Raw genomic sequence first — 24407 nt, 5'->3', positions numbered from 1 at the left:
CCTAGGCCGTCGGTACGGCGTCGTTACTGTTTAGCGGCGTGACGAGGAGAGCAGCAGACCGAACAGCACGCCCACGACGGCGCCCGCGCCCACGGCTTTCCATGGATTGTCCTGCACGTATTCATCGGTGGCCTTGGCCGCCTTCTTGGTACGTTCGAGCAAGTCTTCTTCCAGCTTGATCAAGTCTTTCTTGGCCGTTTCCAGGGTGGCGATGAACTTGTCCTTGACGGCTTTGACATTCTCGCCCGTCTGATCCTTGGCGCCATCGAGCCAGCCTTCCGCTTCATTGATGACGGTTTTCAGGTCGCCGACCAGTTTGTCGCGGGCCTTGTCGGCGTCGGCGAGGATGCTGTCGCTGCTGGATTTTCCGGTATGTATCGAGCTCATGTATTACCTCATGGAAGTGAAACTGCACAGTGAAATACCAGTGTAGGCAGCAGCGGACAGGCTAGTCTTGCGCCGCCTCAAGGGTTGCCGCAGCGCAAGATCATTGATTAACGGAAAGCAAAGTCCAGCACCACGCCCGCAAACACCGCTGCTCCTAGCCAGTTATTATGCCGGAACGCCGCAAAACACGGCATACGCTCGCGTGCGCGGATCAGGGTGTAGTGGTAAACGGCGCAGCCGGCCGCCACCAGCAAGCCCGCCACATACCAGTAGCGCAAGCCCAGGTGCCAGCCGCAGACCAGCCACAGCAGCAGGAAAGCGGCATAGCACAGCATGATGATGGCCACGTCGTAGCGGCCAAAGGTGATGGCCGAGGTCTTGATGCCGATTTTTAAGTCGTCGTCGCGGTCGACCATCGCGTACTCCGTATCGTAGGCCACGGCCCAGAAGACATTACCCAGCAGCAGCAGCCAGGCGACGACGGGCACGCTATCCGTGATGGCGGCAAAGCCCATGGGGATGCCGAAGCCGAAGGCGATACCCAGGTAGGCTTGCGGAATCGCAAAGAAGCGCTTGAAGTAGGGGTAGGTGCCGGCGATGATGACGGCGGCCACCGACAGCTGCTTGGTCAGCGCATTCAAGGGCAGGATCAGGCAAAAGGCCAGCACGCTCAGTACGCCGGCAACAGCCAGCGCTTCCTTGCCGCTGATCCGCCCGCTGGTGATGGGACGGTCCACCGTACGCTTGACGAATTTGTCGATATCCTGATCGGCGTAGTCGTTGATGGCGCAGCCAGCCGAGCGCATCAGGAAAGTGCCGAGGGTGAAGATGAGCAGCAGCCGCCAGTCCGGCACGCCCTGCTGCGCCAGCCATAGCGCACACAGGGTAGGCCACAGCAGCAATACGGTACCGATAGGCTTGTCCAGCCGTATCAGGCGGAAATACAGCGCCAGCTTGTTCATGGAAGACTCGATCTTGTTGAAGAGAAAGATCGATTATCGCAAAATAGTGCGTGGTCTACTATTTGACGCCGCCGACCTACTCCTCGCAGAGTGGTGTGATGCCGGGCAAGTCGCAGCTGGCGATGGCTGCGCAGAGGGCGTCGATGGCGGCCTTGCGCGTAAAACTCTTGCGCCAGAGCATCACCACCCTGCGTGATGGCACGGGGGCGGCGAATGGCCGGTATTCGAGCATGCCCTCGGTGGTGTGCATATTTGACACGGAGGCGCGCGGCAAGACCGTCAGGCCGATGCCGCTGGCCACCATGTGACGGATGGTTTCCAGGGAGGAACCTTCAAACGTGCGCTGCATACCGTTGCCGGGCGAGGAAAAGCGTGCCATTTCGGGGCACACTTCCAGCACCTGGTCGCGGAAGCAATGGCCATTGCCCAGCAGGAGCATGGTTTCCGATTTCAAATCTTGCGCGGCGATTTTTTCACGCGCTGTCCACGGATGCTGGCGCGGCATGGCCACGACGAACGGTTCATCATACAGTTCCTGCATGGACATGCCGTGGTCGGGCAGCGGCAGGGCCATGATGGCCACGTCCAGTTCGCCCTGGCGCAGCAATTCGAGCAGGCGAACCGTGAAGTTTTCCTGCAAAATCAAAGGCATCTGCGGCACCTGGTCTATCATGGCCTTGACCAGGGGCGGCAGCAGGTAGGGGCCGATCGTATAGATCACGCCCAGGCGCAGGGGGCCGGCCAGCGGGTCCTTGTTTTGCTTGGCGAGTTCCTTGATGGCGGCCGTCTGTTCCAGCACACGCTCGGCTTGCGCAATGATCTGCGCGCCCAGGGGCGTGACGGAGATTTCCGCGCCGCCCCGTTCGAACAGGACCACACCCAATTCGTCTTCGAGTTTCTTGATCGCCACTGACAGGGTGGGCTGGGCAACGAAGCAGGCTTCGGCAGCATGCCCGAAGTGCTTCGCTCGCGCGACTGCAACGATATATTTCAGTTCAGTCAGTGTCATAGTCCGATTGAAACACAGGAAGTGCTTACTTGCAATGAATGAAAGGTGGCGCAAACGTGAAACTGTGGCGCCGATGGCGTATTGTAGCGGATCGCCCCCTATAATGCGGGACCAGGCAGCGAAGGGAGAGGGCGATGGAACTGCAGATGCAGGCGCTGGAAGCGGCAATCAACTACTGGCGTGCCAGGCAACCGGCGCGCGGCAATGAATATGCGCTGTCGCCGCCCGTCAGCCGCCTGGCCAGCGTGTATGCGCTGATGATTTACTACCGGCAAGATCACATCGCCGAAGAGGGCCTGGAACCGGCCATCCTGGCCTTGATCGATGCCTGGCGCCACGATGGCGGCGGCATGCAAGGCGATAGCCACGCCGGGTCGTGACCACATATATAACCCAACAAGAGATATCCATGCCTGATTTTGAAAACAAACTGTGCGGCCGTGACGAACTGCGCGCCCGCGCCGCGGCCCTGCCGAAACCGGTGGTGGTGACGAATGGCGTGTTCGACATTCTGCACCGCGGCCACGTGACCTATCTGGCGCAGGCGCGCGCGCTGGGCGCCTCGCTGGTGGTGGCCGTGAACACGGATGCCTCGGTGAAACGCCTGGGCAAGGGCGACGACCGTCCGTTGAACAGCTGCGAAGACCGCATGGCCGTGCTGGCCGCGCTGGAAGCGGTGAGCCTGGTGGTGCCGTTCTCGGAAGACAGCGCCCTGGAAGTGGTGCAGGAGATCGAGCCGGAAATCTATGCCAAGGGTGGCGACTACGATATGGCGGCCATTCCTGAAGGCAAGGCCGTGCTGGCGTATGGCGGCCAGGCCGTAGCCATCGATTTCGCACACGACCGCTCGACCACGAAGCTGTTGACGAAAGTGCGGACGCAGCAGGGCTGAGGAACGCCGTCAATGTTTCCATACAGATAAAAAGACGTTACTATGAGAACTGCCAGGGCTGCGACCTCGTTGCGTCAGCCCCAGCACACGTTACACCATATGCATTGTTTGTCATAGAAAATACATGGATCTTAAAACTTCTGGGGATTGGGGCGTGCCCTCTGGCGTCTGGTTCGTCGATGACGATGGCGCGTGGACCATGCAGCGCAGCGCGGACGGCCAGAACGTCTCGCCTTTGCTGAGCCCTGCCGATATCGGCCTGCTGATGCACGCGCGGCGCCTGCCCGCTGCCGCCGGCGCGCCCGTGCGGCAGTTTCCGCCTGAATTCTCGTTCGACCCTGCCACCGGCACGGCCTTGCAGGTGCCGCCCGACACGGCCGTCACGCCGCCGTGGGTGCCGCCCTACGGTGCGCATCCCGTCAGCGAGGTGCCACCGGCTGGCGCGGCCGGCTTGCGCCAGGCCAGCGTGCCTTTGAAACTGGCCGACCAGCGCGCGCGCGAAGAGCATGCGCAGGCCGACGCCTCGCTGCCCATGCCGCCGCCGGGCGAGTATGAATTTTTTTCCGCCCAGTTTGGCACCAGCGCTGCCGCGCTGCTGGCACTGGACCCGCGCAAGGCGGTCTTGCACGCCTGGCTGCCCGCCTCGAAACGCTGGCTGGCGCTGGACCCCGCGTATGGCGGCTTGCTGGCTGAATCGGACCTGGTCCACGGCGCCTGGCGCGCCGAGCTGGTGCCGGAATTTAACAGCGTGCTGGTCTTGCCGACGAGTCACGGCCTCGCTTGCCTCCGTCCCGACGTGCCTTCGCTGAGCTACGTGGTCGAGCATGTGGGCGGCGCGCCTTGCGCGGCCGCGCCCGTCTGGTTCCAGAACCGCCTGTGGGCGCCGCTGCGCGACGACGATGGCCGTATCCGCTTCGTCAACCTTGACGCAACGCAAAAGCCGGGCAGCGACGTGCTGCTCGACGGCGTCGTGGACCTGGGCGCCGTCAGTGCGCCCGTGGCTTACAACCGCATGGCCGTGTGGCCCTGCGCCAACGGCCAGCTGCGGCTGCAACTGCAGCCGGACGGCAACGTGGCCGCTTCGTTTACGCCCTGGCCCGAAGGACTGGTGCCGCACTTCGAATTCGGCAGCCCCTACCTGTCGCGCGACGGTGGCCTGTGGCAACTGTGCTTTGAAAACCGCCGCGGCACCTACGTGTATGTGAAACTGGGTGTCCAGGTCGAGAAGGCCGACGCGCTGGCGCCGCGCCTGTGCTCGGGCAGCTTCAATTACCGCTTCGCCACCAAGCTGAAGACGGCGCCGTGGGAAGAGCCGGAACACGGCGACGATGGCGGCAAGAACCAGGCTGTCATGCCGCTGCTCGAATCGGGCGGGGGCAACAGCGTCTTCGGTGTCAAGTTCGCCACCAGCGCGGGTCTGTCCAGCGTGCTGCGCTCGAATGAACGCCTGGCAGCCCAGCTGGTGCAGGACGATGAATTGCGCGAAACCGTGTTTCATACCTTTGCCGTCAGCGAGCCGTGGCGAGTACGCCTGTTTATCCATGAACGCACGCTGTGGGGGTACCACCCGCTGCTGTCGCGCATCGATGGCTGGACCTTGCAGGCATGAAGGCGCGCGTCCTGATCGCGGCCTGTGCCGCTTTGCTCAGTGCAGCCGGCGTGCAGGCCGCGGGCATCCAGCAAGCGTTTCTGGTGCAAAACTCGGGCTGGATGGAACCGTTCTACACGGACGAGCATTCGCAATTGAAGGCATTGGTGGGCGCCGTGGCGCAGGCCGCCACGAACCCGTCCGATAAAGTCTATACCTTGGCCTTCAGCCAGAGCAGCGGCGCGCACGTGTCGCCGTCGCTGCTGGGGCAGGGCCAGGGCGGCGCCGGCGTGGCGGGCCAGCTGGCCAGCCTGGGCCTGGCGCGCAAGGGCAATGGCGGCGCACTGGCTGACACGGATTTCCAGGAAGCCGTCACAAAAACCATCACGGGGCCGTTTCAGTCCGCCTCCGGCATCGTGTGGATCTTTACCAATAACAAGAACAGCCCGAACAACGACAGCCAGACGGCCGAGCGCAACCGCGACTTTTACCGCTTGCTGCATTTGGAACCATCGATCACCAAGACCTTGGTGTTTCCGCTGCGCATGCCCGTGCAGGGCAAGCTGTACAGTGCCAAGGGCTTGATGGTGTATGCGCTGGCGTATGGCCAGCCCGCGTCCGAGGCGTTGACCCGCATCCTGGCTGAAGGGCGGTTGTCGCAAGTGCTGACGCGTCCGCCCGCACGATTAAAACCGGTGGACCAGGATGCCGTGCGCATCGTGCCCCAGTCCGTCAAGAACAGTCCCAACGTGCACGCCAGCCTGGGCCGCGACGGGCGCACCATCGTGCTCGACGTCGATGCGGCGAGCCTGGTGCCGCAAGTGGTGCTGCAGGCGTCCCTGCAAAACATGTTTTTCCCGTACGTCATCGATAGCGCCAAAGTGCACGCCAGTCTGGCGGGCCAGAATGCGCCCCTGCACGTGGCGCCCGATCAAATCCGCCAGCTGCAGCCGGGCGCCAGCCAGGCCGTGCAGGTACAGTTTGCGTTGCCGATGGCGCAGATTCCCTCGCCGTGGTCGGCGCAGGCGATCGCCGCCATGGGCAAGCAAGTGATGCTGCCCATGCAGGCGCAAGTGAGCTTGTCGGAACAGCGGCTGGCGCTGGCCGGAAGTTTTGGCAAGGATTTGCAGGAACTCTTCCCCGGCGACCCGATCTCAAGCATGTTTACGCCGCCAGACAGCGTGCGCGCCTCGCAGGCGACGATTCCCCTGCTGGTGCGCATCCAGTATCCGCTGCTGCCCGTGCTGGTGATATTGGGCGGCGTGCTGGCACTCGTGCTGGGTCTGCTGGCGCTGGGTTTGCTGGGTACGCGCGCCACGCGCTACAAGGTGATGGTAGACGGCCTGCAGCGGCAAGTGTTAATGAAACCATTTAAAAGCGTGCAGATCCGCGATGATAACGGCCGCGACATCGGCGAACTCAAGCGTGGACTGGGCAAGCCGGCCGTCGTGCGCGTGGCGGACGGCCATACCCTGAGCCTGGCCTGAACAACGAATCCTTAAAAATTACTCCCATTCAACAGAGGCATACCATGGCGCAAGATACTCCAAAAGACAACACAGGCTTTACTTTGCCGGTCCCGGTCCCGGTCCCGGTGACGGCCCCGGCATCCGTGCCGCCCGCCGCCGACGCTTCCGCCGCCAGCGCTGCCAGCAGCACCACGGCCACCACCGAAGCTGCGCCCGCATTGGATCCTGCCAGCACGACCGATACCTCGTCGCGCGACACCCTGGTCGGCGGCGTGGTGCTCTTGCTGCTGTTCATCGCCTTTTTCTTTGCCAAGAATGCCTATGCGAATGGTTTGGTGGCCAAGCGCGTTCCGCCGAACAAGGCCAATGCTTCAGGCTGGTGGCTGTTCATCTTCCTGGCCAGCCTGGCCACGGGCGTGGTGCTGGCCGCCGTGAACGCGCATAAATTCCTCGCGCCACTATTCATGGGACCGCTGGTGCTGGTGGGCCTGGTCGCGTTACTGTTGACCTTTACATCGAGCCGCCGCTAAGCCGCACGCCGTCGTACGCATCATCGAAGGAATCACCATGGCAGAGAACCTGAACCAAACCATCACCGGCGGCGCCAGCGAGCGCAAGCAGGACAAGATCATCGAGCTGCGCCCGACCCTGTTCATCGGCATCGGCGGCACGGGCATGCAGGTGCTGATGCGCGTGCGACGGCGCATCCTCAACACCCTGTGGGGCGGCGCGGGCAACCGCACGCGCATCGAGGGCTTGGCGGACTTTCCCATCGCGCAATTCATCCATTTCGACCTGGACAATGGTGCCGTGATCGAAAGCGGCGAATCGCAGGCCAAGGACTTGCAGTTCGACCAGGTGAAGTTCACGGATGACGACAAGGTGGTCGAGGCGTTCGACATGGACAAGTACAGCCGTGATGAAGATTCCTTGGAAAAATATCCGCACATCAAGGAATGGCTGCCGCTGACGCCGCAGCGCATCCGCGAATTGCGTTTCGACATGAGCAGCGGCGCGGGCCAGATCCGCGCCGTCTCGCGCCTGTATTTCTTTGACAAGTATGCGAAGATCCGCGACAAGATCCGCTTGAAACTGAAAGCCCTGAAGGCGGGCTTGTCGCACGAGCGCCAGCTGGCCGAGCTGGGCTTGCGCATGGAAACGAACCGTTTTCGCATCGTCATCGTCGGTTCCGTGGCGGGCGGCACGGGTTCCGGTTCCTTTTTGGACATGGGTTTGCTGGCGCGCTGGCTGGCGCGCAGCGAAGTGGGCGCGGCCGACGTCGAGCTGATGCTGTTCTTGCCGACCGGCTATACCAAGGCCAACAAGGACCGGGTCGAGGCCAACGGCTATGCGGCGCTGATGGAGCTGGAATCGGCGATGATGGGCAACAAGGGCTATGTGGGCCGCTGGGATGCGTATGACCGGCCGGAACTGACGCGCGAGCCGTACAGCGAGGTTTACCTCATCGATTCGGGTAATCTTGCCCAGCAGCACACCAAGGAAGTCAGCGACGTGTACCACATGGTGGCCGACTCGCTGTTCGAGGATTTCGCCTCGGCCGACTTCGCGCGCGCCAAGCGTTCGATCGCCGTCAACCAGGCGCAGCACAAGAATTCCCTGTACAACGCGCCCGTGCCGCAAGACCGCTTCGGCGACATGCGCCTGTATTTCTCGAAGCGTTTTTCCTCATTCGGCATGGCCGTGCTCGATACGCGCCAGGAAGCGGCGCGTGATGAGCGGGCCCATCGCTGGGCCGGCGCCATGCTGCAGGCGTTCTTTGGCGTGGGCGGCACGGATGCGGGCGCCAACCGCGCCACCGATACGCAGCGCGATAATTTCCTCGCCGCCAATATGTTCCTGAAAGGAACGCCATTCAGCGATTTCCCCGAGTTTTCCGACAAGAGCATCGAACTGAAGCGCTCCAGCGGCGACTTCATCGATTTTCGCGTCGTCGACGAATTGCTGGAAGACCGCCACGGCCACTTGCTGGCCGGCGTGGAAAACAGGGTCAATACGCGCATCAACGATATCCGCACGGGTTTCGACCGCAGCGAATGGCCGGCGCAAGTGCGCGACGCCATGAAACACCTGGAACGCGACGCCGTGCGCGACCAGGATTCCACGGCAGACACGACGGAAGACCGCATCAGTAAGCGCCGCCGCGAAGTGCTCGACGATGTCAAGAAAGTCGTGCGCGACCAGCTGTATGGCTATCTTGACAATAAAGAGTTCGGCGGCCTGGAGTACGTGCTGTCGCTGGTGGAACAGATCAAGGACCGTATCGAGGCGCCGGGCAGCGGCTTGACGGCGCAGATCGGCGCGAATGCCGAGCGCTACCGCGAAATCAAGGAAGCCGTGCGTTCGCGCGAATACGAGCGCCTGCTGAACAACCTGGAGCAGACGCGCAGCACCTTCGGTTTCCTCAGCAATGGCGAAAAGCAGGCTGGCGTGGTGATGGACCATTTGCGCACGGAAATGGCGAATGCCCTGAAATTCCATTTGCGCGCCAAGGCGGCGGACGAGTCCGTCATCCTGCTGGGCGAACTGTCGCGCTGGCTGGGCAACCGCGTGGGCGTCGATGCGCAAGGCCGCGCGCAGTGGAATGGCCTGGTGGGCGAGCTGCAATCGGGCCGCGAAGGCGTGCTGGCCATGCTGGCGGAATTGAAAACGGCCAATACCATCCTGCAAAAGGACTTGGACAAGGAACATGCGACCCTGATCGTAATTCCCGTCACGGAAAAAGACATAGCACTGCCGTCGGCGGCCACCTTGCGCCAGTGGGCCGATGAAGCGTTCAAGGACATGGGCGGCTCGAAAGCGCTGTTCCCCATGTTGGGCGAACCGGCGCAACGGGGCTTGATCCTGGCCAAGGTCACGCGCATGGCCGAAAACATGATCGCCACGGCGGGCCTGGCCGAAGGGGTGACGAGCACGCCCGACCCCTTGTTCGAGGCATTGGAACAGATGGATGTGTCCGAGCGCCTGGACCGCTTCCGCAAGTTGCTGGCCTGCTCCATGCCATGGATCGACGCCAATATGGCGGGCGATTTCACGGTCGTGTCGGACCAGTTCAAGTGCGTGATCGGCGTGGCCAACGCGGCCGCTTTCAAGGCGAAGTTCGGCGCCGAGCTCGAATCGTGCGTGCCGACCCAGGTGGGTATCACGGTGAGCCAGCTGGAAATTGTCGAGACGGGCATACGCGGGCGCGCCGTCTGCTATTGCGAACTGGCCGGCGTGCCGATGACGGTGCTGCGGGGCCTGGAAGGCTGGCGCACCAGCTACCGCAAGGAGGGCGACAACGACAAGGCGCCGACGCACACCCATATTGACCCAACGCAATTCACGCACCCTATCGCACCGAACACGGACGAAATGAAGCGCCTGGCGGAAGATTTCGGCGAATTCCTGCAAGCGATTATGCTGGGCATACTGACGCGCCACACGGGCCGCGTCGTGCCGCCGGGCCAATACCAGTTTGCGGTCGAACCGGGCGACTTGCGCCGCATCGGCAATGAACGGGCCATCCGCCAGAACGGCATGCCCGCTTCATACGAGAAAAATATCGCCCTGCGCATCGAAGAAAAATTGGCTGCGCTTGACGCCGTGCAGACGGCGGCCCTGGCGGCGCTGGCAAAATATTATGAACGGGGCGTGTATGCGCCCAGGCTGGTGGCGCAGGCCGATGGCTCGCAACTGCCGTATATCGGCTTTGGCAGCGCCATTTCCGCTGAAGTGGGCGCGCGCCTGCGCGAGTCGGCGCGCCGCAAGGGCATGACCAGCGATGAGCTCGACCGCACGGTGCAAGACTTGCTGGGCCGTCTGAAGGAGTGGGCGAATGTCATCGGCGACTCCGACAGCGATGCCTACGATTGGGAAGTGCGCGAGCCGGAAGCGGATGGCCAGCCCCGTTTGAAATATGCGATCAAGGGGGAAATGCTGGAAGCGGGGCGCCTCGAGCAATTGCTGCGCCCTGCCGGCGCCGCCGCCCCCGTTGCAGCCGCGTTCGGCATGGCGCCGCCACCGCTGGGCGGCATGCCGCCGCCCTTGGTGGAATACCAGTATTTCCTGGGCATCAACGGCCAGCAGCAGGGACCGTTCACGGCCCAGCAGATCGTGCAGTACGTGCAGGCGGGACAAGTCGTGCCGGCCACCGCCAAGGTATGGCGCGCCGGCTTGCCGGCCTGGGTCGACCTGGCCCAGTTCCCCGAGCTGGCACTCCTGTTCCTCAGCGCGCCGCCACCGTTGATGCCGCCGCCCCTGTGAACGCTGGAATGACGCTGGAATGAAGGATTAGTTTTGGATATCTGCAACAAATGTAAAACGGGCCTGTGGACCGCTGTCAGTCATTGCCCGTACTGCGGACAGGCGCAGGCTGGCACGGCCCGGCCAGCTGTGGCCGTGCCGCCACCGCGGCCTGTGCCCCGGCCTTTGCCAGCTTCACCGCCTGTGGCGCCCAAGCCGCCGCCCGTGCCGGTAGCCCCGGCGCCTGCGCCGAAACCGCCGCCGCAACCGGCTTCCGCGCAGCCGCGAGCCATGCCAAAGCCCGTACCTGCGCCTATGCTTCCACCGGCGCCTCCACCGGCGCCAGCCCCGGCAACACCAGTGCTGCCGTCACCGCCGCGCAAGTGGCTGCGCTGGCTGGGCGGAGCCGCCGTGCTGGCGGCCGTCATCGTCTACATGAATGGCAAGCCGGGCGGCAAGAACGATGCAGCCTGCAATGACGCCATCGATAGCGGCCTCAAGTTGGTAGCCAATGGCAGCCTGGACGGTGCCCGCCAGAAGCTGGCGACGGCGAAAAATGTGTGTGCGGGCAAGTCCAGCGCCAAGGCGGACGATTTGCAGGCGGCGATCGGCAAGGCGGGCGCCGCATCGGGCAGTTGCCAGCGGGGCGTGCGCGTCATCGAGCGCAATATTGACGGCCATCAATTGCAAAGCGCCGCCACGGGCATCGCCGCGCTCGACGTTGATTGTGCGGGCGCATCCAGCGTGGCATCCTTGCGCAAGCAGCTGGCGCGCCAGCAGGCGGCAGCCGCATCGGTGCTGGTAGGGGTGCGCCAGGCGCTCGATGCCAAGGATGCGGCAGCGGCAAGGAATAGCATCGCCCGGCTGGAAGCGATCGACCGCGAAGCGGTGGAGTTGCCGCAGTTGAAGGCCGACGTGCAAGCGCTGTCGGCGGCCGCGGCGCCTGCACCCGCGCCCGTTTCTGCACCGGCACCGCTGGAAACGGCGCCGGCCCGCATCGTGCCAACGGAACCGGCGCCCGTGCGCGCGGTCGAACGTTCAGCGGCGGCCGAACGCCGTCCGCTGGACACGTCGCCCGTCGATAGCGGCGCGGCCATGCGCAGCGAGATGGCGCAATCGTTCCTGCGCGATGCCGAACGCTCTTTGCTGGAAGGCAAGTTTGATGCGTCCAAGACCTATCTGGAAAGCGCGCGCCGCGTCGATCCCGGCAATGCGCGCATTGACAATCTGTCGCGCCGCATCCGCGAGCGCGAACGGCAAGTGCTGCAGACGGAAACAACGATCAATTAGTTATCAGGGGGCACCATGCTGAATCACACCACCTTGCGCGCGGTCGCTGCGCTGACCATCGCGGCCATGCTGGCCGGCTGCGCCACGGCGACCATGCAACCGAACGGCGTGCGCCAGGACGGTTCCTATACGCAAGGTGGCGCCCAGGCGGCAACAGATCAGGACCCGTGCAGCGTGGGCACGTCGGCTGCGGCCGGCGCGGCCGTGGGGGCGCTGCTGGGCGCGCTGGCGGGCGGCAAGAATGGCGCGCTGAAGGGCGCGGCCATCGGGGGCGGCCTGGCGGCGGCCGGTTGCCTGGCCATCAACGTCAATTCGCGCCAGACCAAGACGGCGGCGCAGGCGGACCGCGACTACATCCGCGCGCGCGGCGCGCTGCCGCGCGAGCCGCAAGTGGTGTCGTACACGCCGCAGCTGAGCGCATCGACCGTCAAGCGGGGCCAGCCGTTCAAGGTCACAAGCGTGGTGGAGCTGGTCAACGGCAGCGCGCAGAGCGTCAATGACGTGCGCGAAGAACTGGTGGTGCTCGACCCGCAAGGCCAGCCATTCAAGTCCGGCTCGAAAGCCCTGGCCAGCAGCAACAAGTCGGGCGGACGTTTTGAAAACTCCTTCGAGCTGACCTTGCCGGCCGGCGTGTCGCAGGGCGTGTATGGCGTCAAGACGAATCTGTACGTGAACGGCAAGCTGGCCGCCACGCGCGACTTGCGCACGCAGCTGGTGATGCTGGACGCGGACGGTGCCGCAGTGCAGCTGGCGCAGCGTTAAGCTCCACCACTGTAGCCATGTTGGCGCCAGGCCTCGTAGACCACGACGGCCACCGTATTCGACAAATTCAAACTGCGGTTATCGGGTCGCATGGGCAGGCGGATGCGTTGCTCTGCCGGAAAGCCGTCGCGCAGGGCCGGATCCAGGCCTTTTGTTTCCGAACCGAACACGAATACGTCGCCCGGCAGGAAGGCCACGTCGCCGAACGGGCGCGAACCGCGCGTGGTCATGGCGAACATGCGGGCCGGGTCGGGCTGGGTGTCAGCCAGGAACGCTGCCCAGTTCTTGTGCACCTTCATCTTGGCGTAGTCGTGGTAATCGAGGCCGGCGCGCTTCATCTTGGCGTCGTCGAGCGGAAAGCCCAGCGGTTCGACCAGGTGCAGCTGCGCGCCCGTGTTGGCGCACAGGCGGATGACGTTGCCCGTGTTGGGCGGGATTTCAGGTTCTACCAAAACAACGTGAAACAAAATGCTCTCCTTGGGTCTATCTCTCATATAGTTCATTCAATGCGGCGGCGTGCGCGCCACGACCAGGATGCTGACCTTCGCCGCCCCCCCGCGCTTGCAGGCGGTGGCCAGGGCGTTGACGGTATGGCCGCTGCTCATCACGTCGTCGACGATGCCGACATGGCATCCTTGCAATAGCGCCCCGTGTTCGGGCGCGATGGCGAAGGCATGCGCCAGGTTGGCTTGCCGTTCCTGTGGCGCCACGCTGCTTTGCGCCCTGGTGTCGCGCACGCGCAGCGCCAGGCGGGGCTGCAAATGTACGTCCAGCAGGCGCGCCAGCGGGCGGGCAATTTCCAGCGCCTGGTTGTATCCCCGTTCGGCCAGCCTGGCCGGTCCCAGTGGTATGGGGCACAGCAATTGCGGCGCGCCCCAATCTGCTTGTTGCTGAATGGCAACATGCAGCAGTTGCGCAAACAGGGGCGCCAGCGCCAGGCGCGCGCCGAATTTCAGCTGCAACAGCAACTGGTCGACAGGCGCCGCATAATCAAACGCCGTGATCGTGGTGTCATATGCGGGCCTTTGGCGCAAACAGCGTCCGCACAGCAGAGCCACATCAATGTCTGCGAGCGGATTGGCGCATTGGCGGCAGCGGTGGCGCAGCAGCCCCAGGTATTGTGCGCGGCAGGGCAGGCACAGCACTTCCGGGCAGCCGATGCCGCACAGCGCGCACTGGGCCGGCAGCACCGTGGCGCCCAGCCAACGGTGCAGCGCCTGCCAGGCGGCATCAAGCCGGGGCCGGATGGCGGTCCGCATCGCGATGGCGTCGTTCCATGTACACTGCCGACATTATCTCACCTCCCCCGATTCAACATGCCAGTTCCCACCAGTCCGCCCAAAATGAGTGCGCCCATCGATGCGGTGCAAGTACGCGATTTCTTTTCCCGTCCGGCGCGCAGCGCACCGTCGGACTTCCTGCGCCGCGAAGTATCACAGCGCATGCACGAGCGCCTGGAGCTGGTGAAAATCACGCCGCATCGCGTGCTCGATGCTGGCTGCGGCCCCGGTGCGGACCTGGCGCAGCTGCAAAAGGATTATCCCGCCGCGCAGATTATTGGTCTCGATGCAGCGCAAGCGATGATGCAGGCGGCGCGCGCGCCCGCGTCGAAACTGGCCGGCCTGAACCAGTTCCTCAGCAAGTTGCTGCCGGCCAAGGCGGGCGTGGATCTGCTGTGCGGCGACCTGGGCGACCTGCCGCTGGCGCAGGGCAGCATCGACCTCGTGTGGTCGAACCTGGCGCTGCACTGGCATGCCCAGCCAGACCGCGTGTTCGCCGAATGGCGGCGCGCGCTGCGCCTCGATGGCTTGCTGATGTTTTCCTGCTTCGGTCCCGACACCTTCCGCGAAGTGCGTGACGCTTTTGCCGAGGCGGACCTGTTTCCGCACGCCTTGCCCTTTGTCGACATGCACGACTTTGGCGACATGCTGGTTGAGACGGGTTTTTCCACGCCCGTGCTGGACATGGAAATCATCACCGTCACTTACGATACGGCGGAAAAACTGCTGGCGGACGTGCGTGCCTTTGGCGGCAACCCGCTCACCACGCGCCGGCGCGGCCTGATGGGCAAGGCTGCCTGGCAGCGCATGCTGGCCGCGCTGGAAAAGATGCGTCGTCCCGACGGCAAGCTGGGCCTGAGTTTCGAGGTGATCTATGGCCACGCCTTCCGTCCCGCACCGCGCGTGACGCGCAATGGCGAGGCGATCATCCGCTTTGATTTACCCAGAAAACCTCGATAAAAGGGGAAAGAAACCGACACTTGGTCGGCATCCGTGCGTCAATGCTGCAGTAACCGTTGCAAAGCGCGCGGCGGCCGGGAGAAGGGCGCGCACAAAGCGGATTATTGCTTGATGGATTCAAGTTTACTTGATTATAATCGTTGATTGTTTGTCAGCTTGTTAAGTAGAAAAAACAAGGGCTGCATACAAAATAAAAAAAACAAAGCAAGACTTATTCGAAGTTACTGCATTAGTATAGTAACCATCTTCCACGCGAGGCCATTTCAAGGTGGGGAAGAAAAACAGGGTTCCAGCATGGTTGCGCGCCGCCGTTTTTGCTGCGGCAGCCAGCATGGAATTCGCTGGTGCTTGACGCACATGGCCGTATTCTGGCCGTGTTGCTTTCATGGAGGAGCGGCAGCGGTCCAGTACGGAGAAGTCCGCAGCCGTTTAAAATATCATTATTTTTGGGTGGTTGGGGAAAACATGACACATGCAAAGCGACTTCAATCGTTGCTGCTCGGGCTGTCTTTGACAGCGTTTGGCATCGGGCGATGGGCCACGGCGGCACCGGCTGCCGGCACCTATCCCGGCACCGGCGGTCCCGTGCCGTTCGAAATGAATCTGCAACCGCCGGCGACACAGATCGCCCATGAAATCTACGATTTGCACACCCTGATGATGATCATCTGCCTGGTGATCTTCGTGGCCGTGTTCGGCGTCATGTTTTATTCCATCTTCAAGCACCGCAAGTCCCTGGGCCACAAACCGGCCACCTTCCACGAAAGCACCACCGTCGAGATCGCCTGGACCGTCGTGCCTTTCCTGATCGTCATCGGCATGGCCCTGCCTGCCACGCGCACCGTGGTGGGCATGAAGGATACCTCGAACGCCGATATCACCATCAAGGCCACCGGCATGCAGTGGAAATGGGGCTATGACTACCTGAAAGGCGAGGGTGAAGGCATTTCCTTCCTCTCCAACCTGTCCACGCCCCGTTCGCAGGTGGGGGCGCCAGGCGCGCCGCCGACGGAAAAACGCGGTGAAAACTACCTGATCGAAGTCGACAACGAAGTCGTGGTGCCGGTCAACAAGAAGATCCGCATGGTGCTGACGGCCAACGACGTTATCCACGCCTGGTCCGTGCCCGCCTTCGGCGTGAAACAGGATGCGATTCCCGGCTTCGTGCGCGACACCTGGTTCAAGGCCGACCATATCGGCACCTTCCGCGGCAATTGCGCCGAACTGTGCGGCAAGGAGCACGCCTTCATGCCCATCGTCGTCAAGGTCGTATCCAACGAGGACTACAAGGCCTGGGTTGATGTAAAACAAAAGGAAATGGCGGCATTGGCCGATGATCCAAGCAAGGTGTGGACCATCGACGAATTGAAGGTCAAGGGCGAGAAAGTGTATACGGCCAACTGCGTGGTCTGCCACCAGGCGACAGGCAAGGGCGTGCCCGGTGCCTTTGCAGCGCTGGACGGCTCTGCCGTGGTGAACGGTCCGAAAGCGGAACAGATTCATGTCTTGCTGAACGGGCAAAAGAGCGGCAAGTATCCAGCGGAAATGCCCGCCTGGAAACAGCTGTCCGACACGGAAATTGCCGCAGTGATCACTTACACGCGCAATTCCTGGTCGAACAAGGCCGAAGAGAACATCGTTCAACCAGCCGAAGTCGTGGCTGCACGCAAGTAATTAGGAGCCGTACATGAGCACTAGCACCTTGGACCACGCCGGTCACGACCATGCCCACGACCATCCCACTGGCTACCGCCGCTGGCTGTTTGCCACCAACCACAAGGATATCGGTACCCTGTACCTGTGGTTCTCGTTCATCATGCTGCTGTCGGGCGGCGTGCTGGCCCTGATGATACGTACGGAACTGTTTCATCCCGGCTTGCAATTTTTTCACCCTGAATTCTTCAACCAGCTGACCACCATGCACGGCCTGGTGATGGTGTTTGGCGCCATCATGCCGGCCTTCGTCGGCTACGCCAACTGGATGATCCCGCTGCAAGTGGGCGCATCCGACATGGCCTTCGCCCGCATGAACAACTTCTCGTTCTGGCTGCTGCCACCGGCCGCGCTGCTGCTGGCCACGTCCTTCCTCGTGCCGGGCGGCGCCACTGCTGCCGGCTGGACCCTGTATGCGCCGCTGTCGACGCAGATGGGCCCCGGCATGGACATGGCGATTTTTGCCATGCACCTGATGGGCGCCTCGTCCATCATGGGTTCGATCAACATCATCGTCACCATCCTCAACATGCGCGCTCCCGGCATGACCCTGATGAAAATGCCGATGTTCTGCTGGACCTGGCTGATTACCGCTTACCTGTTGATCGCCGTGATGCCCGTGCTGGCCGGCGCCATTACCATGACCCTGACGGACCGCCATTTCGGCACGTCCTTCTTTAACGCTGCCGGTGGCGGCGACCCCGTCATGTACCAGCACATCTTCTGGTTCTTCGGCCACCCCGAGGTCTACATCATGATCTTGCCGGCCTTCGGCATCGTCTCGCAGATCCTGCCCGCGTTTGCCCGCAAGCCATTGTTCGGCTACGCCTCGATGGTCTACGCCACGGCCTCGATTGCGATTCTGTCCTTCATCGTCTGGGCGCATCACATGTTTACCACCGGCATGCCGGTGACGAGCCAGCTGTTCTTCATGTACGCGACCATGCTGATCGCCGTGCCGACGGGCGTGAAAGTGTTCAACTGGATCGCCACGATGTGGAAGGGTTCCATGACGTTCGAAACGCCGATGCTGTTCTCGGTGGGCTTCATCTTCGTCTTTACCATGGGCGGTTTCACGGGCCTGATCCTGGCGGTGACACCGATCGACATCCAGTTGCAGGATACCTATTACGTGGTGGCGCACTTCCACTACGTGCTGGTGGCCGGTTCGCTGTTTGCCCTGTTCGCCGGCTTCTACTACTGGTCGCCGAAATGGACTGGCCACATGTACAACGAGACGCGCGGCAAGATTCACTTCTGGCTGTCCTTGATCACGTTCAACGTGACCTTCTTCCCGATGCACTTCCTGGGCCTGGCCGGCATGCCGCGCCGCTACGCCGACTATCCGGCGCAGTTCACCGATTTCAATATGATCGCCTCGATCGGCGGCTTCGGTTTTGGCCTGATGCAGGTGTACTTCCTGTTCTTCGTGGTCTTGCCGACCATCCGCGGCGGCAAAGCTGCGCCAGCGAAACCATGGGAAGGCGCGGAAGGCCTGGAATGGACCGTGCCGAGCCCTGCGCCGTTCCACACGTTTGAAACGCCGCCAACCGTCAAGTAGTCATCATTAATTTATGCCAGTGTCACGGGCCGGCGCTGCTGCCGGCCCCTTTGAATAGAGTGCCTGCCATGACCGAAGTAAAAACTGAGCGCAAGAAACCCAACAACCTGCGTACGGGGCTGATACTGGGGGCCCTGGCGGCCTTCTTCTTCCTGTCCGTATTCGTCAAGCGCATGTGGCTCTGACGTGACGACGCCGATGCAACAGGAAACACGCGGCCTGAACCGCAAGATGCTGGGCAAGCTGATCGTCATTGCCATCCTGATGTTTGGCTTTGGCTATGCCCTGATTCCCGTCTACAAGCAGATTTGCGAAGTGATGGGCATCAACGTGCTGACGCAAAAAGATGGCACGGTGGCCTACGATAACAATACGCAGGTCGATACGACGCGCAGCATCACCGTCGAGTTCGACGGCAATGCCCAGGGGCCATGGCGCTTCCGCCCGACCGTGTCGAGCATGCGGGTGCATCCGGGCGAACTGGTGACCGTCATGTATGAAGTGGTCAACACGCAAAACCGCGTCGTCAATGCGCAAGCCATTCCCAGCTATGCGCCGCAGAGCGCCACGCCGCATTTCAAGAAGGTCGAGTGCTTCTGCTTCAAGCAGCAGACCTTGAAACCCCACGAAGCGCGGCAGATGCCGGTGGTGTTCTTCCTCGATCCGGCCCTGCCGAAAGAGGTGAAAACCATCACCCTGTCGTACACGTTTTTCGAGATCGCCGGTCTGAGCCAGGCTCAAACGCCGGCCGTCCAATAGGAGAGTGTCATGGGCGAACCCAAGCAGCCTGAAAAAGCGTCGTTCCTGTATTCGCTGCGGGCCGTGGTGTGGTCATTCACGGGTCTGCGCCGCAAGAGCGATTTCGACACGGATTCGGCCAAGCTCAATCCCGTGCACATCGTCATCGCCGGTTTCCTGGTGGTGGCTTGCCTGATCGGCATCCTGATTTCGATTGTTAAATTCGTCGTTTTATAAATTATAAAAAACCACCCTATAAGTTTTTGAGGAGATGATGATGAGTTCCAACCACGCCGCCGTACCTTATTATTTCGTGCCCGGCCCGTCGCGCTGGCCCATGCTGGGCGGCGCCAGCCTGCTGCTGACCATGATCGGCGCCTCGGCCTGGGTCAACGACGTCTCCTGGGGCCCGTACGTGAATTACCTGGGCATCGCCGGCATCCTGCTGGTGCTGTATTTCTGGTTCGGCGACGCCATCAGCGAATCGGAGCAGGGCCTGTACAGCGAGCGCATCGATCACTCCTTCCGCTGGAGCATGAGCTGGTTCATCTTTTCGGAAGTCATGTTCTTCGCCGCCTTCTTTGGCGCCCTGTTCTATGCGCGCAGCATCTCGATGCCATGGCTGGCTGACCTCGACCACAAGGTCATCTGGCCCGATTTCGCCGCCCAATGGGGCAATACGGGCCCGGCAGGCACGGTGCAGGAATTTACCACCATGACGCCGTTCTGGATTCCGACCATCAATACGGCCTTGCTGCTGACGTCGGGCGTGACCCTGACCATCTCGCACCACGCGCTGCGCGCCGGCCACCGCGCCATGACGGCGCTGTTCCTGTTCGCCACCATCGTGCTGGGCGCCGTCTTCATGGGCTTTCAGGTGTATGAATACATGCACGCCTACAGCGAACTGAATTTGAAACTGACGTCCGGCATCTACGGCGCCACCTTCTTCATGCTGACGGGCTTCCACGGCTTCCACGTGACTCTGGGCGCCATCATGCTGTCCGTCATCCTGTACCGCGTGCTGAAGGGCCACTTTACGCCCGACCACCACTTCGGCTTCGAAGGCGCGGCCTGGTACTGGCACTTTGTCGATGTCGTCTGGCTGGGACTGTACGTGGTCGTGTATTGGTTATAATGGCGGGGCAGGGCGTGCGTCGTTGACGCTTGCGCCTGCACCACAAAAAAAAGCCGTACCGGGACATCCTGGGTACGGCTTTTTTCTTAGCGTGAAGAATTTGCCAATCAGGCAAGAAGAAGCTTAATGTATGCCGGTCGGCTGAATGTAACCCAGATGATGCGCCAGCAGGATCAGCAGGAACAGCGTGATCGAGAAGCCCACGCGCATGGCCAGCGCCTGCACGGTGCGGTTGCTCTTGCCCTTGTCGCGCATGAGGAAGAACAGGGCCGAGCCCAGGCTGCCCAGAATCAGGATGAAGGCAATGGCAACGAGGATTTTCATGGATGGTAGCGCCAGGCTTGAGGAGGTTTCATTGTAATGCGTATCCGCTTCCATTTTAGATGGATTCCATTTGTTGTAATGCTGCTACTGGTGGCGCTGGGTATTTCTCTGGCGCAATGGCAGCAGCGCCGTGGCGACGAGAAAATCGCCCGCGCCGCCCGGCTCGAGGCTGGCAACCAGGCCGCACCGCTGGCATTGACGGCCGTGCCCTTGCTGCCGGCCGATGCGCAAGCGATCGAATACCGCCGCGTCACCGTCACGGGCCGTTTCCTGCCCGCCTGGACGGTCTACCTGGACAACCGTCCCTACAAGGGCCAGGCCGGCTTCCATGTGCTCACTCCCTTCCAGATCGACGGTTCCCGGATGCACGTGCTGGTGGCGCAGGGCTGGTTGCCGCGCAACAACGCCGAGCGCACGCGCATCCCCGACTACGCCACGCCCACGGGCACGGTGACCATCAGCGGCATCGCGCGCCTGAACGCTGGCCATGTCATGGAACTGGGCACGGCGCCGCCCCTGGCGCCGCACGCCATCGTGCAAAATGCCGACATCGGCCAGCTGGCACAGGCCAGCAGCCTGGCCTTGCAGTCCTTCCTCATCGAACAAACAGTCGCCCCAGTTGATCTGACAGCGCCGCCAGCGGCCAGCGCGCTTCCCGTGCGTGACTGGCCGGCACCCGACCTGGGCGCGGACAAGCACCGCGGCTACGCATTCCAGTGGTATGCACTGGCACTGATGGCTTTTTTATTTTTTGTCTTTACAGGATTTCGACGTGCAAACAAACAGCCCTGAAACAACACAAGACAGCACCGGCAAGCAGCTACAGAACACGGGTCGGTGGAAACTATTGGCCGTGGTGGCCGTGTGCGCCTTTCCCATCATCGCCTCGTATTTCACGTACTACATCATCAAGCCCACGGGCCGCAACAATTACGGCGCCCTGATCGACCCGCGCCTGCATCCTATACCGGAGGAGGCGTTGCAGGTGACAGAACTCGACGGCAAGGCCGCGCCGCTGGCGCAGTTCAAGGGCAAGTGGGTGCTGCTGCAAACGGGGCCGTCCGATTGCCAGGAAGCATGCAAGAAGCAATTATTTGACATGCAACAACTGCGCCTGATGCAGGGCAAGGAGCGCGAACGCCTTGAACGGGTCTGGCTGGTGACGGATGCGCAGCCGCTCGACACGCTCGTGATGCGCGAATTCGACGGCACCAGCATGCTGCGCGTGAATAACGACGCCCTGAAAGCCTGGCTGCCCGTGGAGGCGGGAGGCAAGACCAGCGACCACCTGTATTTGATCGATCCGCTGGGCAATTTGATGATGCGCTTTCCGAAAGATGCGGACCCGAACAAGATCAAGAAAGACATCGCCAAGCTGCTCAAAGCTTCGGCGATCGGTTAAGGAGTCTGCATGCCGACGATGCATCTCTCTGCGCTGGCCCAGCTGGGCTTGACGGGTCTGCTGGTGGCGCTGCTGCCGTTGACCATGGTCTGGGTGTCCGCGGACGCCAACAAATACCGCAAGCTCGTGTGGATCGCCGTCTTTTTGACGGTCGACCTGATCATGTTTGGCGGCTTTACGCGCCTGTCCGATTCGGGCCTCGGTTGTCCTGACTGGCCAGGCTGCTATGGTTCCGCCAATCCTTTCCTCGCGCACGAGCACATCGTGGCGGCGGAAACCCTGATGCCGACGGGACCCGTGACGGTGGTCAAGGCGTGGATCGAAATGACGCACCGCTATCTGGCCATGGCCATTGGCGTGCTGATCGTGGCGATGATGGTGCAGGCGTGGCGCCAGTGGAAGAAAAGCAAACGCCAGGAATTTGCCCCGGCGTTGCCGACGGCGCTGTTTTTGTTCGTCTGCCTGCAAGGCGCGTTCGGTGCCTGGACCGTCACATTGAAGCTGCAGCCGGTGATCGTCACCATCCACTTGCTGCTGGGCATGGGCTTGCTGGCCATGCTGACGTGGCTGGGCGGGCGCCAGGACCATGCCGTCAAACCCTTGCTGCGCGCCGATGCGGATGCGTCCGTGCTGCGCCCCGTGCGCGCGCTGGCCGTCATGTCGCTCGTGCTGCTCACCATGCAGATCGCGCTCGGTGGCTGGGTGAGCACCAACTACGCCACCCTGGCCTGCACGGATTTCCCCCTGTGCGGCGGCAAAGTCATTCCGGAGATGGATTTCGAGCATGGTTTCCATTTGTGGCGCGAACTGGGCAAGACGGCCGCCGGCCATTACTTGCCGTTTTCAGCGCTGACAGCCATCCACTGGGTGCACCGCAATTTCGCCTTCATCGTGCTGGCCGGTGTCGGCTATACAGTGTTGCGCGCGTGGAAACTTCCATCCTTGCGCGGCACAGCCCGCTGGCTTGCCTTGGTGCTGGCCTTGCAGGCGGCCACGGGCCTGGCGACGATCTACCTGAGCTGGCCATTGTCGATTGCCGTCCTGCATAACGGCGGGGCGGCGCTGCTCGTGTTGTTGCTGACCATGTTAAACTACAAGGCTAAATTCCAACTCGATGTAGCGCGGAAATCTGCTTCCGCCTCCGCGCCAGTGCCCTCGGCACCAGCCAGTTCTTCCCGTATCGCATAAATGACTACTCAGACCATCAGCCGTAAACCTTCCCCCCGCATCGCCCAGTACTGGGCGCTGACCAAGCCCCGCGTGACGCAACTGGCCGTGTTTTGCGCCGTCATCGGCATGTTCCTGGCCAGCGAGGAGTTGCCGGACTGGCGCGCGGTGGTGTTTGGCACCGTCGGCATCTGGCTGCTGGCAGGCGCCGCGTTTGCCGTCAACTGCCTGGCCGAGCGCGAAATCGATGCGCGCATGGCCCGCACGGCGCGCCGCCCGATGGCCATGGGCGACATCACCGTCAAGCAGACGGTGGTGTTCGCGCTGGTGATCGGCGGCCTGGGCATGGCGATTCTGTATAACCTCGTCAATCCGCTGACCATGTGGCTGACCTTTGTCACCTTTGTCGGCTACGCCTTGATCTACACCATGGTGCTGAAACCGGCCACGCCGCAAAATATCGTCATCGGCGGCCTGTCCGGCGCCATGCCGCCTGCGCTGGGCTGGGCTGCCGTCGCCAACGACGTGCCGATGCAGGCCTGGCTGCTGGTCTTGATCATTTTCGTGTGGACGCCGCCGCACTTCTGGGCGCTGGCCATGTACCGCCGCGACGATTATGCGCGTTCGGGCTTGCCCATGCTGCCCGTCACGCACGGCTTGAAATTCACGCAATTTCACGTCTGGCTGTACTCGATCGCGCTGGCCGCCACCACCTTGTTGCCCTTTGCCGTGCGCATGAGCGGCCTGATCTACCTGGTCTCGGCCGTGCTGCTCAATGCCGGTTTCCTGTATTACTCGTGGAAAATGTACCGCCACTACACGGACTTGATCGCGCGCAAAGCTTTTACGTATTCCATCATTTACCTGGCATTGCTGTTCGCAGCCTTGCTGGTCGACCACTATATTCCCCTCGGAACATGAAAAAATACCTGACCTTGTTGTTGGCGGCCGCCCTGGTCGCCGTCCTTGCCGGCTGCGGCAAGCCGGCCGCGCCCAAGCTGGCATTCAAGAATACGGACGTGACGGGCCTGGGCTATGCGCGCGAGTTCGCGCTGACGGACCACACGGGCCACCCGCGCACCCTGGCCGATTACAAGGGCAAGCTGGTGCTGATGTTCTTCGGTTACACGCAATGCCCGGACGTGTGTCCCACTACCATGGCCGACATGGCGCAAGTGATGCGGGAAATGGGGCCGCAGGCGGAGCAGGTGCAAGTACTGTTCGTCACCGTCGACCCCGAGCGCGACACGCAGCAATTGCTGGCGCAGTATGTGCCCGCCTTCGACAAGCGCTTCGTGGGCCTGTATGGCGACGCCGCCGCGACGGCCAAGGTAGCCAAGGAATTCAAAGTGTATTACGCCAAGGTCGAGGGCGAAACGGATAGCAGCTACACGGTCGACCACACGGCCGGCACCTATGTGTTCGACCGCGAAGGCAAGATCCGCCTGTTCGTGCGCCACGGCGAAAAACCTGCCCTCATCGCGCACGATCTTAAACTTCTGCTATCCTGATCCGGTCGCGCC

The 24407-nt window shown here is 62.3% G+C and carries 27 protein-coding genes; 20 read left to right on the top strand and 7 right to left on the bottom strand.

Annotated elements, in window-relative coordinates:
* Positions 1 to 30 precede the first annotated feature (30 nt).
* The 3 genes from C8C89_RS00615 to C8C89_RS00605 form a co-directional block, all read right to left on the bottom strand.
* Positions 31 to 387, bottom strand: coding sequence for a DUF883 family protein (locus tag C8C89_RS00615; protein WP_046683402.1), 357 nt, complete (start codon positions 385 to 387; stop codon positions 31 to 33).
* Between the two features lie 107 nt (positions 388 to 494).
* A complete protein-coding gene (gene ubiA, locus C8C89_RS00610; protein ID WP_133988638.1) occupies positions 495 to 1349 on the bottom strand; it encodes a 4-hydroxybenzoate octaprenyltransferase in 855 nt (284 codons plus the stop codon).
* Between the two features lie 76 nt (positions 1350 to 1425).
* Positions 1426 to 2358: a hydrogen peroxide-inducible genes activator gene (locus tag C8C89_RS00605; RefSeq protein ID WP_101483873.1), complete on the bottom strand. Its 933-nt coding sequence runs from the start codon at positions 2356 to 2358 to the stop codon at positions 1426 to 1428.
* Between the two features lie 134 nt (positions 2359 to 2492).
* Between C8C89_RS00605 and C8C89_RS00600 the strand changes: the two genes are divergently transcribed.
* The 8 genes from C8C89_RS00600 to C8C89_RS26855 all read left to right on the top strand — a co-directional run bounded on the left by C8C89_RS00600 (position 2493) and on the right by C8C89_RS26855 (position 12601).
* A complete protein-coding gene (locus C8C89_RS00600; RefSeq protein ID WP_101483874.1) occupies positions 2493 to 2738 on the top strand; it encodes a DUF3717 domain-containing protein in 246 nt (81 codons plus the stop codon).
* A 29-nt stretch (positions 2739 to 2767) separates the two neighbouring features.
* Positions 2768 to 3250 carry a D-glycero-beta-D-manno-heptose 1-phosphate adenylyltransferase gene (rfaE2, locus tag C8C89_RS00595; protein ID WP_133988637.1) on the top strand — a complete coding sequence of 161 codons (483 nt, stop codon included), beginning with the start codon at positions 2768 to 2770 and terminating at the stop codon, positions 3248 to 3250.
* A 124-nt stretch (positions 3251 to 3374) separates the two neighbouring features.
* Positions 3375 to 4859, top strand: coding sequence for a hypothetical protein (locus tag C8C89_RS00590; RefSeq protein ID WP_133988636.1), 1485 nt, complete (start codon positions 3375 to 3377; stop codon positions 4857 to 4859).
* A complete protein-coding gene (locus C8C89_RS00585) occupies positions 4856 to 6325 on the top strand; it encodes a hypothetical protein (RefSeq protein ID WP_133988635.1) in 1470 nt (489 codons plus the stop codon). Before C8C89_RS00590 ends, C8C89_RS00585 begins: the two co-directional genes overlap by 4 nt.
* A 44-nt stretch (positions 6326 to 6369) precedes the next feature.
* Positions 6370 to 6837 carry a hypothetical protein gene (locus C8C89_RS00580; protein ID WP_133988634.1) on the top strand — a complete coding sequence of 156 codons (468 nt, stop codon included), beginning with the start codon at positions 6370 to 6372 and terminating at the stop codon, positions 6835 to 6837.
* A gap of 37 nt (positions 6838 to 6874) precedes the next feature.
* A complete protein-coding gene (locus C8C89_RS00575; protein WP_133988633.1) occupies positions 6875 to 10570 on the top strand; it encodes a tubulin-like doman-containing protein in 3696 nt (1231 codons plus the stop codon).
* Between the two features lie 339 nt (positions 10571 to 10909).
* Positions 10910 to 11839 (top strand): hypothetical protein, encoded by a 930-nt coding sequence (locus C8C89_RS26860; RefSeq protein ID WP_166674641.1) that lies wholly within the window; start codon positions 10910 to 10912, stop codon positions 11837 to 11839.
* A gap of 15 nt (positions 11840 to 11854) precedes the next feature.
* Positions 11855 to 12601: a hypothetical protein gene (locus C8C89_RS26855; protein WP_166674640.1), complete on the top strand. Its 747-nt coding sequence runs from the start codon at positions 11855 to 11857 to the stop codon at positions 12599 to 12601.
* Here the strand turns inward: C8C89_RS26855 and trmL are convergent.
* Together trmL and C8C89_RS00550 are read right to left on the bottom strand one after the other, a co-directional pair.
* Positions 12598 to 13068, bottom strand: coding sequence for a tRNA (uridine(34)/cytosine(34)/5-carboxymethylaminomethyluridine(34)-2'-O)-methyltransferase TrmL (gene trmL / locus C8C89_RS00555; protein ID WP_133988631.1), 471 nt, complete (start codon positions 13066 to 13068; stop codon positions 12598 to 12600). The genes C8C89_RS26855 and trmL overlap by 4 nt on opposite strands.
* A gap of 36 nt (positions 13069 to 13104) precedes the next feature.
* On the bottom strand, positions 13105 to 13860 hold the full coding sequence (locus C8C89_RS00550) for a ComF family protein (RefSeq protein ID WP_133988630.1): 756 nt from the start codon (positions 13858 to 13860) through the stop codon (positions 13105 to 13107).
* 57 nt (positions 13861 to 13917) lie between these two features.
* Here C8C89_RS00550 and C8C89_RS00545 point away from each other — a divergent pair, with 57 nt between their 5' ends.
* On the top strand, positions 13918 to 14841 hold the full coding sequence (locus C8C89_RS00545) for a methyltransferase domain-containing protein (RefSeq protein ID WP_243857854.1): 924 nt from the start codon (positions 13918 to 13920) through the stop codon (positions 14839 to 14841).
* Between the two features lie 159 nt (positions 14842 to 15000).
* On the opposite strand, the gene C8C89_RS00540 is transcribed toward C8C89_RS00545, so the two are convergent.
* A complete protein-coding gene (locus C8C89_RS00540) occupies positions 15001 to 15228 on the bottom strand; it encodes a hypothetical protein (RefSeq protein WP_133988629.1) in 228 nt (75 codons plus the stop codon).
* Positions 15229 to 15306: 78 nt separating this feature from the next.
* On the opposite strand from C8C89_RS00540, the gene coxB reads away from it, so the two are divergent.
* The 6 genes from coxB (at position 15307) to C8C89_RS00515 (ending at position 19991) form a co-directional block, all read left to right on the top strand.
* Positions 15307 to 16515, top strand: coding sequence for a cytochrome c oxidase subunit II (gene coxB / locus C8C89_RS00535; protein WP_101483885.1), 1209 nt, complete (start codon positions 15307 to 15309; stop codon positions 16513 to 16515).
* A gap of 13 nt (positions 16516 to 16528) precedes the next feature.
* Complete coding sequence (gene ctaD / locus C8C89_RS00530; protein WP_133988628.1) at positions 16529 to 18115, top strand: cytochrome c oxidase subunit I; 1587 nt, start codon at positions 16529 to 16531, stop codon at positions 18113 to 18115.
* 68 nt (positions 18116 to 18183) lie between these two features.
* Entirely contained in the window at positions 18184 to 18300 is a 117-nt protein-coding gene (locus C8C89_RS27220) for a cytochrome oxidase small assembly protein (RefSeq protein ID WP_216350353.1), read from the top strand.
* Positions 18301 to 18313: 13 nt separating this feature from the next.
* On the top strand, positions 18314 to 18874 hold the full coding sequence (locus tag C8C89_RS00525; protein WP_101484862.1) for a cytochrome c oxidase assembly protein: 561 nt from the start codon (positions 18314 to 18316) through the stop codon (positions 18872 to 18874).
* Positions 18875 to 18883: 9 nt separating this feature from the next.
* Complete coding sequence (locus C8C89_RS00520; protein ID WP_101483887.1) at positions 18884 to 19090, top strand: DUF2970 domain-containing protein; 207 nt, start codon at positions 18884 to 18886, stop codon at positions 19088 to 19090.
* A 40-nt stretch (positions 19091 to 19130) separates the two neighbouring features.
* On the top strand, positions 19131 to 19991 hold the full coding sequence (locus tag C8C89_RS00515; RefSeq protein WP_101483888.1) for a cytochrome c oxidase subunit 3: 861 nt from the start codon (positions 19131 to 19133) through the stop codon (positions 19989 to 19991).
* A gap of 123 nt (positions 19992 to 20114) precedes the next feature.
* Here the strand turns inward: C8C89_RS00515 and C8C89_RS00510 are convergent, their stop codons facing one another.
* Positions 20115 to 20315, bottom strand: coding sequence for a twin transmembrane helix small protein (locus tag C8C89_RS00510; protein WP_101483889.1), 201 nt, complete (start codon positions 20313 to 20315; stop codon positions 20115 to 20117).
* A 36-nt stretch (positions 20316 to 20351) separates the two neighbouring features.
* Between C8C89_RS00510 and C8C89_RS00505 the strand changes: the two genes are divergently transcribed.
* Genes C8C89_RS00505 through C8C89_RS00485 form a run of 5 tightly spaced genes read left to right on the top strand, consistent with a single transcriptional unit; the run spans position 20352 to position 24395 of the window.
* The gene (locus C8C89_RS00505) at positions 20352 to 21107 is read left to right on the top strand and encodes an SURF1 family protein (protein WP_133988627.1); all 756 of its coding nucleotides are present in this window, start codon (positions 20352 to 20354) and stop codon (positions 21105 to 21107) included.
* A complete protein-coding gene (locus tag C8C89_RS00500; protein WP_101483891.1) occupies positions 21088 to 21717 on the top strand; it encodes a cytochrome C oxidase subunit I in 630 nt (209 codons plus the stop codon). Before C8C89_RS00505 ends, C8C89_RS00500 begins: the two co-directional genes overlap by 20 nt.
* An 18-nt stretch (positions 21718 to 21735) precedes the next feature.
* A complete protein-coding gene (locus tag C8C89_RS00495) occupies positions 21736 to 22905 on the top strand; it encodes a COX15/CtaA family protein (RefSeq protein ID WP_101484863.1) in 1170 nt (389 codons plus the stop codon).
* Positions 22906 to 23805, top strand: a complete 900-nt coding sequence (cyoE, locus tag C8C89_RS00490) for a heme o synthase (protein ID WP_101483892.1) — start codon at positions 22906 to 22908, stop codon at positions 23803 to 23805.
* Positions 23802 to 24395, top strand: a complete 594-nt coding sequence (locus C8C89_RS00485; RefSeq protein ID WP_101483893.1) for an SCO family protein — start codon at positions 23802 to 23804, stop codon at positions 24393 to 24395. Before cyoE ends, C8C89_RS00485 begins: the two co-directional genes overlap by 4 nt.
* Positions 24396 to 24407 lie beyond the last annotated feature (12 nt).

The organism is Janthinobacterium sp. 75, assembly GCF_004365495.1.
Lineage (GTDB): Bacteria > Pseudomonadota > Gammaproteobacteria > Burkholderiales > Burkholderiaceae_D > Janthinobacterium.
Note: the sequence above shows the minus strand (reverse complement) of the source record. Positions and strands in the feature narration are given on the sequence as shown.

Excerpts from the sequence above, each read along its gene's own strand:
- C8C89_RS00580 (WP_133988634.1), top strand. The coding sequence starts at position 6,370 with ATGGCGCAAGATACTCCAAAAGACAACACAGGCTTTACTTTGCCGGTC.
- ctaD (WP_133988628.1), top strand. The coding sequence starts at position 16,529 with ATGAGCACTAGCACCTTGGACCACGCCGGTCACGACCATGCCCACGAC.
- C8C89_RS00585 (WP_133988635.1), top strand. The coding sequence starts at position 4,856 with ATGAAGGCGCGCGTCCTGATCGCGGCCTGTGCCGCTTTGCTCAGTGCA.
- C8C89_RS00545 (WP_243857854.1), top strand. The coding sequence starts at position 13,918 with ATGCCAGTTCCCACCAGTCCGCCCAAAATGAGTGCGCCCATCGATGCG.
- rfaE2 (WP_133988637.1), top strand. The coding sequence starts at position 2,768 with ATGCCTGATTTTGAAAACAAACTGTGCGGCCGTGACGAACTGCGCGCC.
- C8C89_RS00520 (WP_101483887.1), top strand. The coding sequence starts at position 18,884 with ATGGGCGAACCCAAGCAGCCTGAAAAAGCGTCGTTCCTGTATTCGCTG.
- C8C89_RS00495 (WP_101484863.1), top strand. The coding sequence starts at position 21,736 with ATGCATCTCTCTGCGCTGGCCCAGCTGGGCTTGACGGGTCTGCTGGTG.
- C8C89_RS00515 (WP_101483888.1), top strand. The coding sequence starts at position 19,131 with ATGAGTTCCAACCACGCCGCCGTACCTTATTATTTCGTGCCCGGCCCG.
- ubiA (WP_133988638.1), bottom strand. The coding sequence starts at position 1,349 with ATGAACAAGCTGGCGCTGTATTTCCGCCTGATACGGCTGGACAAGCCT.
- C8C89_RS00540 (WP_133988629.1), bottom strand. The coding sequence starts at position 15,228 with ATGAAAGCAACACGGCCAGAATACGGCCATGTGCGTCAAGCACCAGCG.
- C8C89_RS00510 (WP_101483889.1), bottom strand. The coding sequence starts at position 20,315 with ATGAAAATCCTCGTTGCCATTGCCTTCATCCTGATTCTGGGCAGCCTG.
- C8C89_RS00575 (WP_133988633.1), top strand. The coding sequence starts at position 6,875 with ATGGCAGAGAACCTGAACCAAACCATCACCGGCGGCGCCAGCGAGCGC.
- C8C89_RS00615 (WP_046683402.1), bottom strand. The coding sequence starts at position 387 with ATGAGCTCGATACATACCGGAAAATCCAGCAGCGACAGCATCCTCGCC.
- C8C89_RS00525 (WP_101484862.1), top strand. The coding sequence starts at position 18,314 with ATGCAACAGGAAACACGCGGCCTGAACCGCAAGATGCTGGGCAAGCTG.
- C8C89_RS00550 (WP_133988630.1), bottom strand. The coding sequence starts at position 13,860 with ATGCGGACCGCCATCCGGCCCCGGCTTGATGCCGCCTGGCAGGCGCTG.
- C8C89_RS00605 (WP_101483873.1), bottom strand. The coding sequence starts at position 2,358 with ATGACACTGACTGAACTGAAATATATCGTTGCAGTCGCGCGAGCGAAG.
- coxB (WP_101483885.1), top strand. The coding sequence starts at position 15,307 with ATGACACATGCAAAGCGACTTCAATCGTTGCTGCTCGGGCTGTCTTTG.
- C8C89_RS00590 (WP_133988636.1), top strand. The coding sequence starts at position 3,375 with ATGGATCTTAAAACTTCTGGGGATTGGGGCGTGCCCTCTGGCGTCTGG.
- C8C89_RS27220 (WP_216350353.1), top strand. The coding sequence starts at position 18,184 with ATGACCGAAGTAAAAACTGAGCGCAAGAAACCCAACAACCTGCGTACG.
- cyoE (WP_101483892.1), top strand. The coding sequence starts at position 22,906 with ATGACTACTCAGACCATCAGCCGTAAACCTTCCCCCCGCATCGCCCAG.
- C8C89_RS26855 (WP_166674640.1), top strand. The coding sequence starts at position 11,855 with ATGCTGAATCACACCACCTTGCGCGCGGTCGCTGCGCTGACCATCGCG.
- C8C89_RS00485 (WP_101483893.1), top strand. The coding sequence starts at position 23,802 with ATGAAAAAATACCTGACCTTGTTGTTGGCGGCCGCCCTGGTCGCCGTC.
- C8C89_RS00505 (WP_133988627.1), top strand. The coding sequence starts at position 20,352 with ATGCGTATCCGCTTCCATTTTAGATGGATTCCATTTGTTGTAATGCTG.
- C8C89_RS00600 (WP_101483874.1), top strand. The coding sequence starts at position 2,493 with ATGGAACTGCAGATGCAGGCGCTGGAAGCGGCAATCAACTACTGGCGT.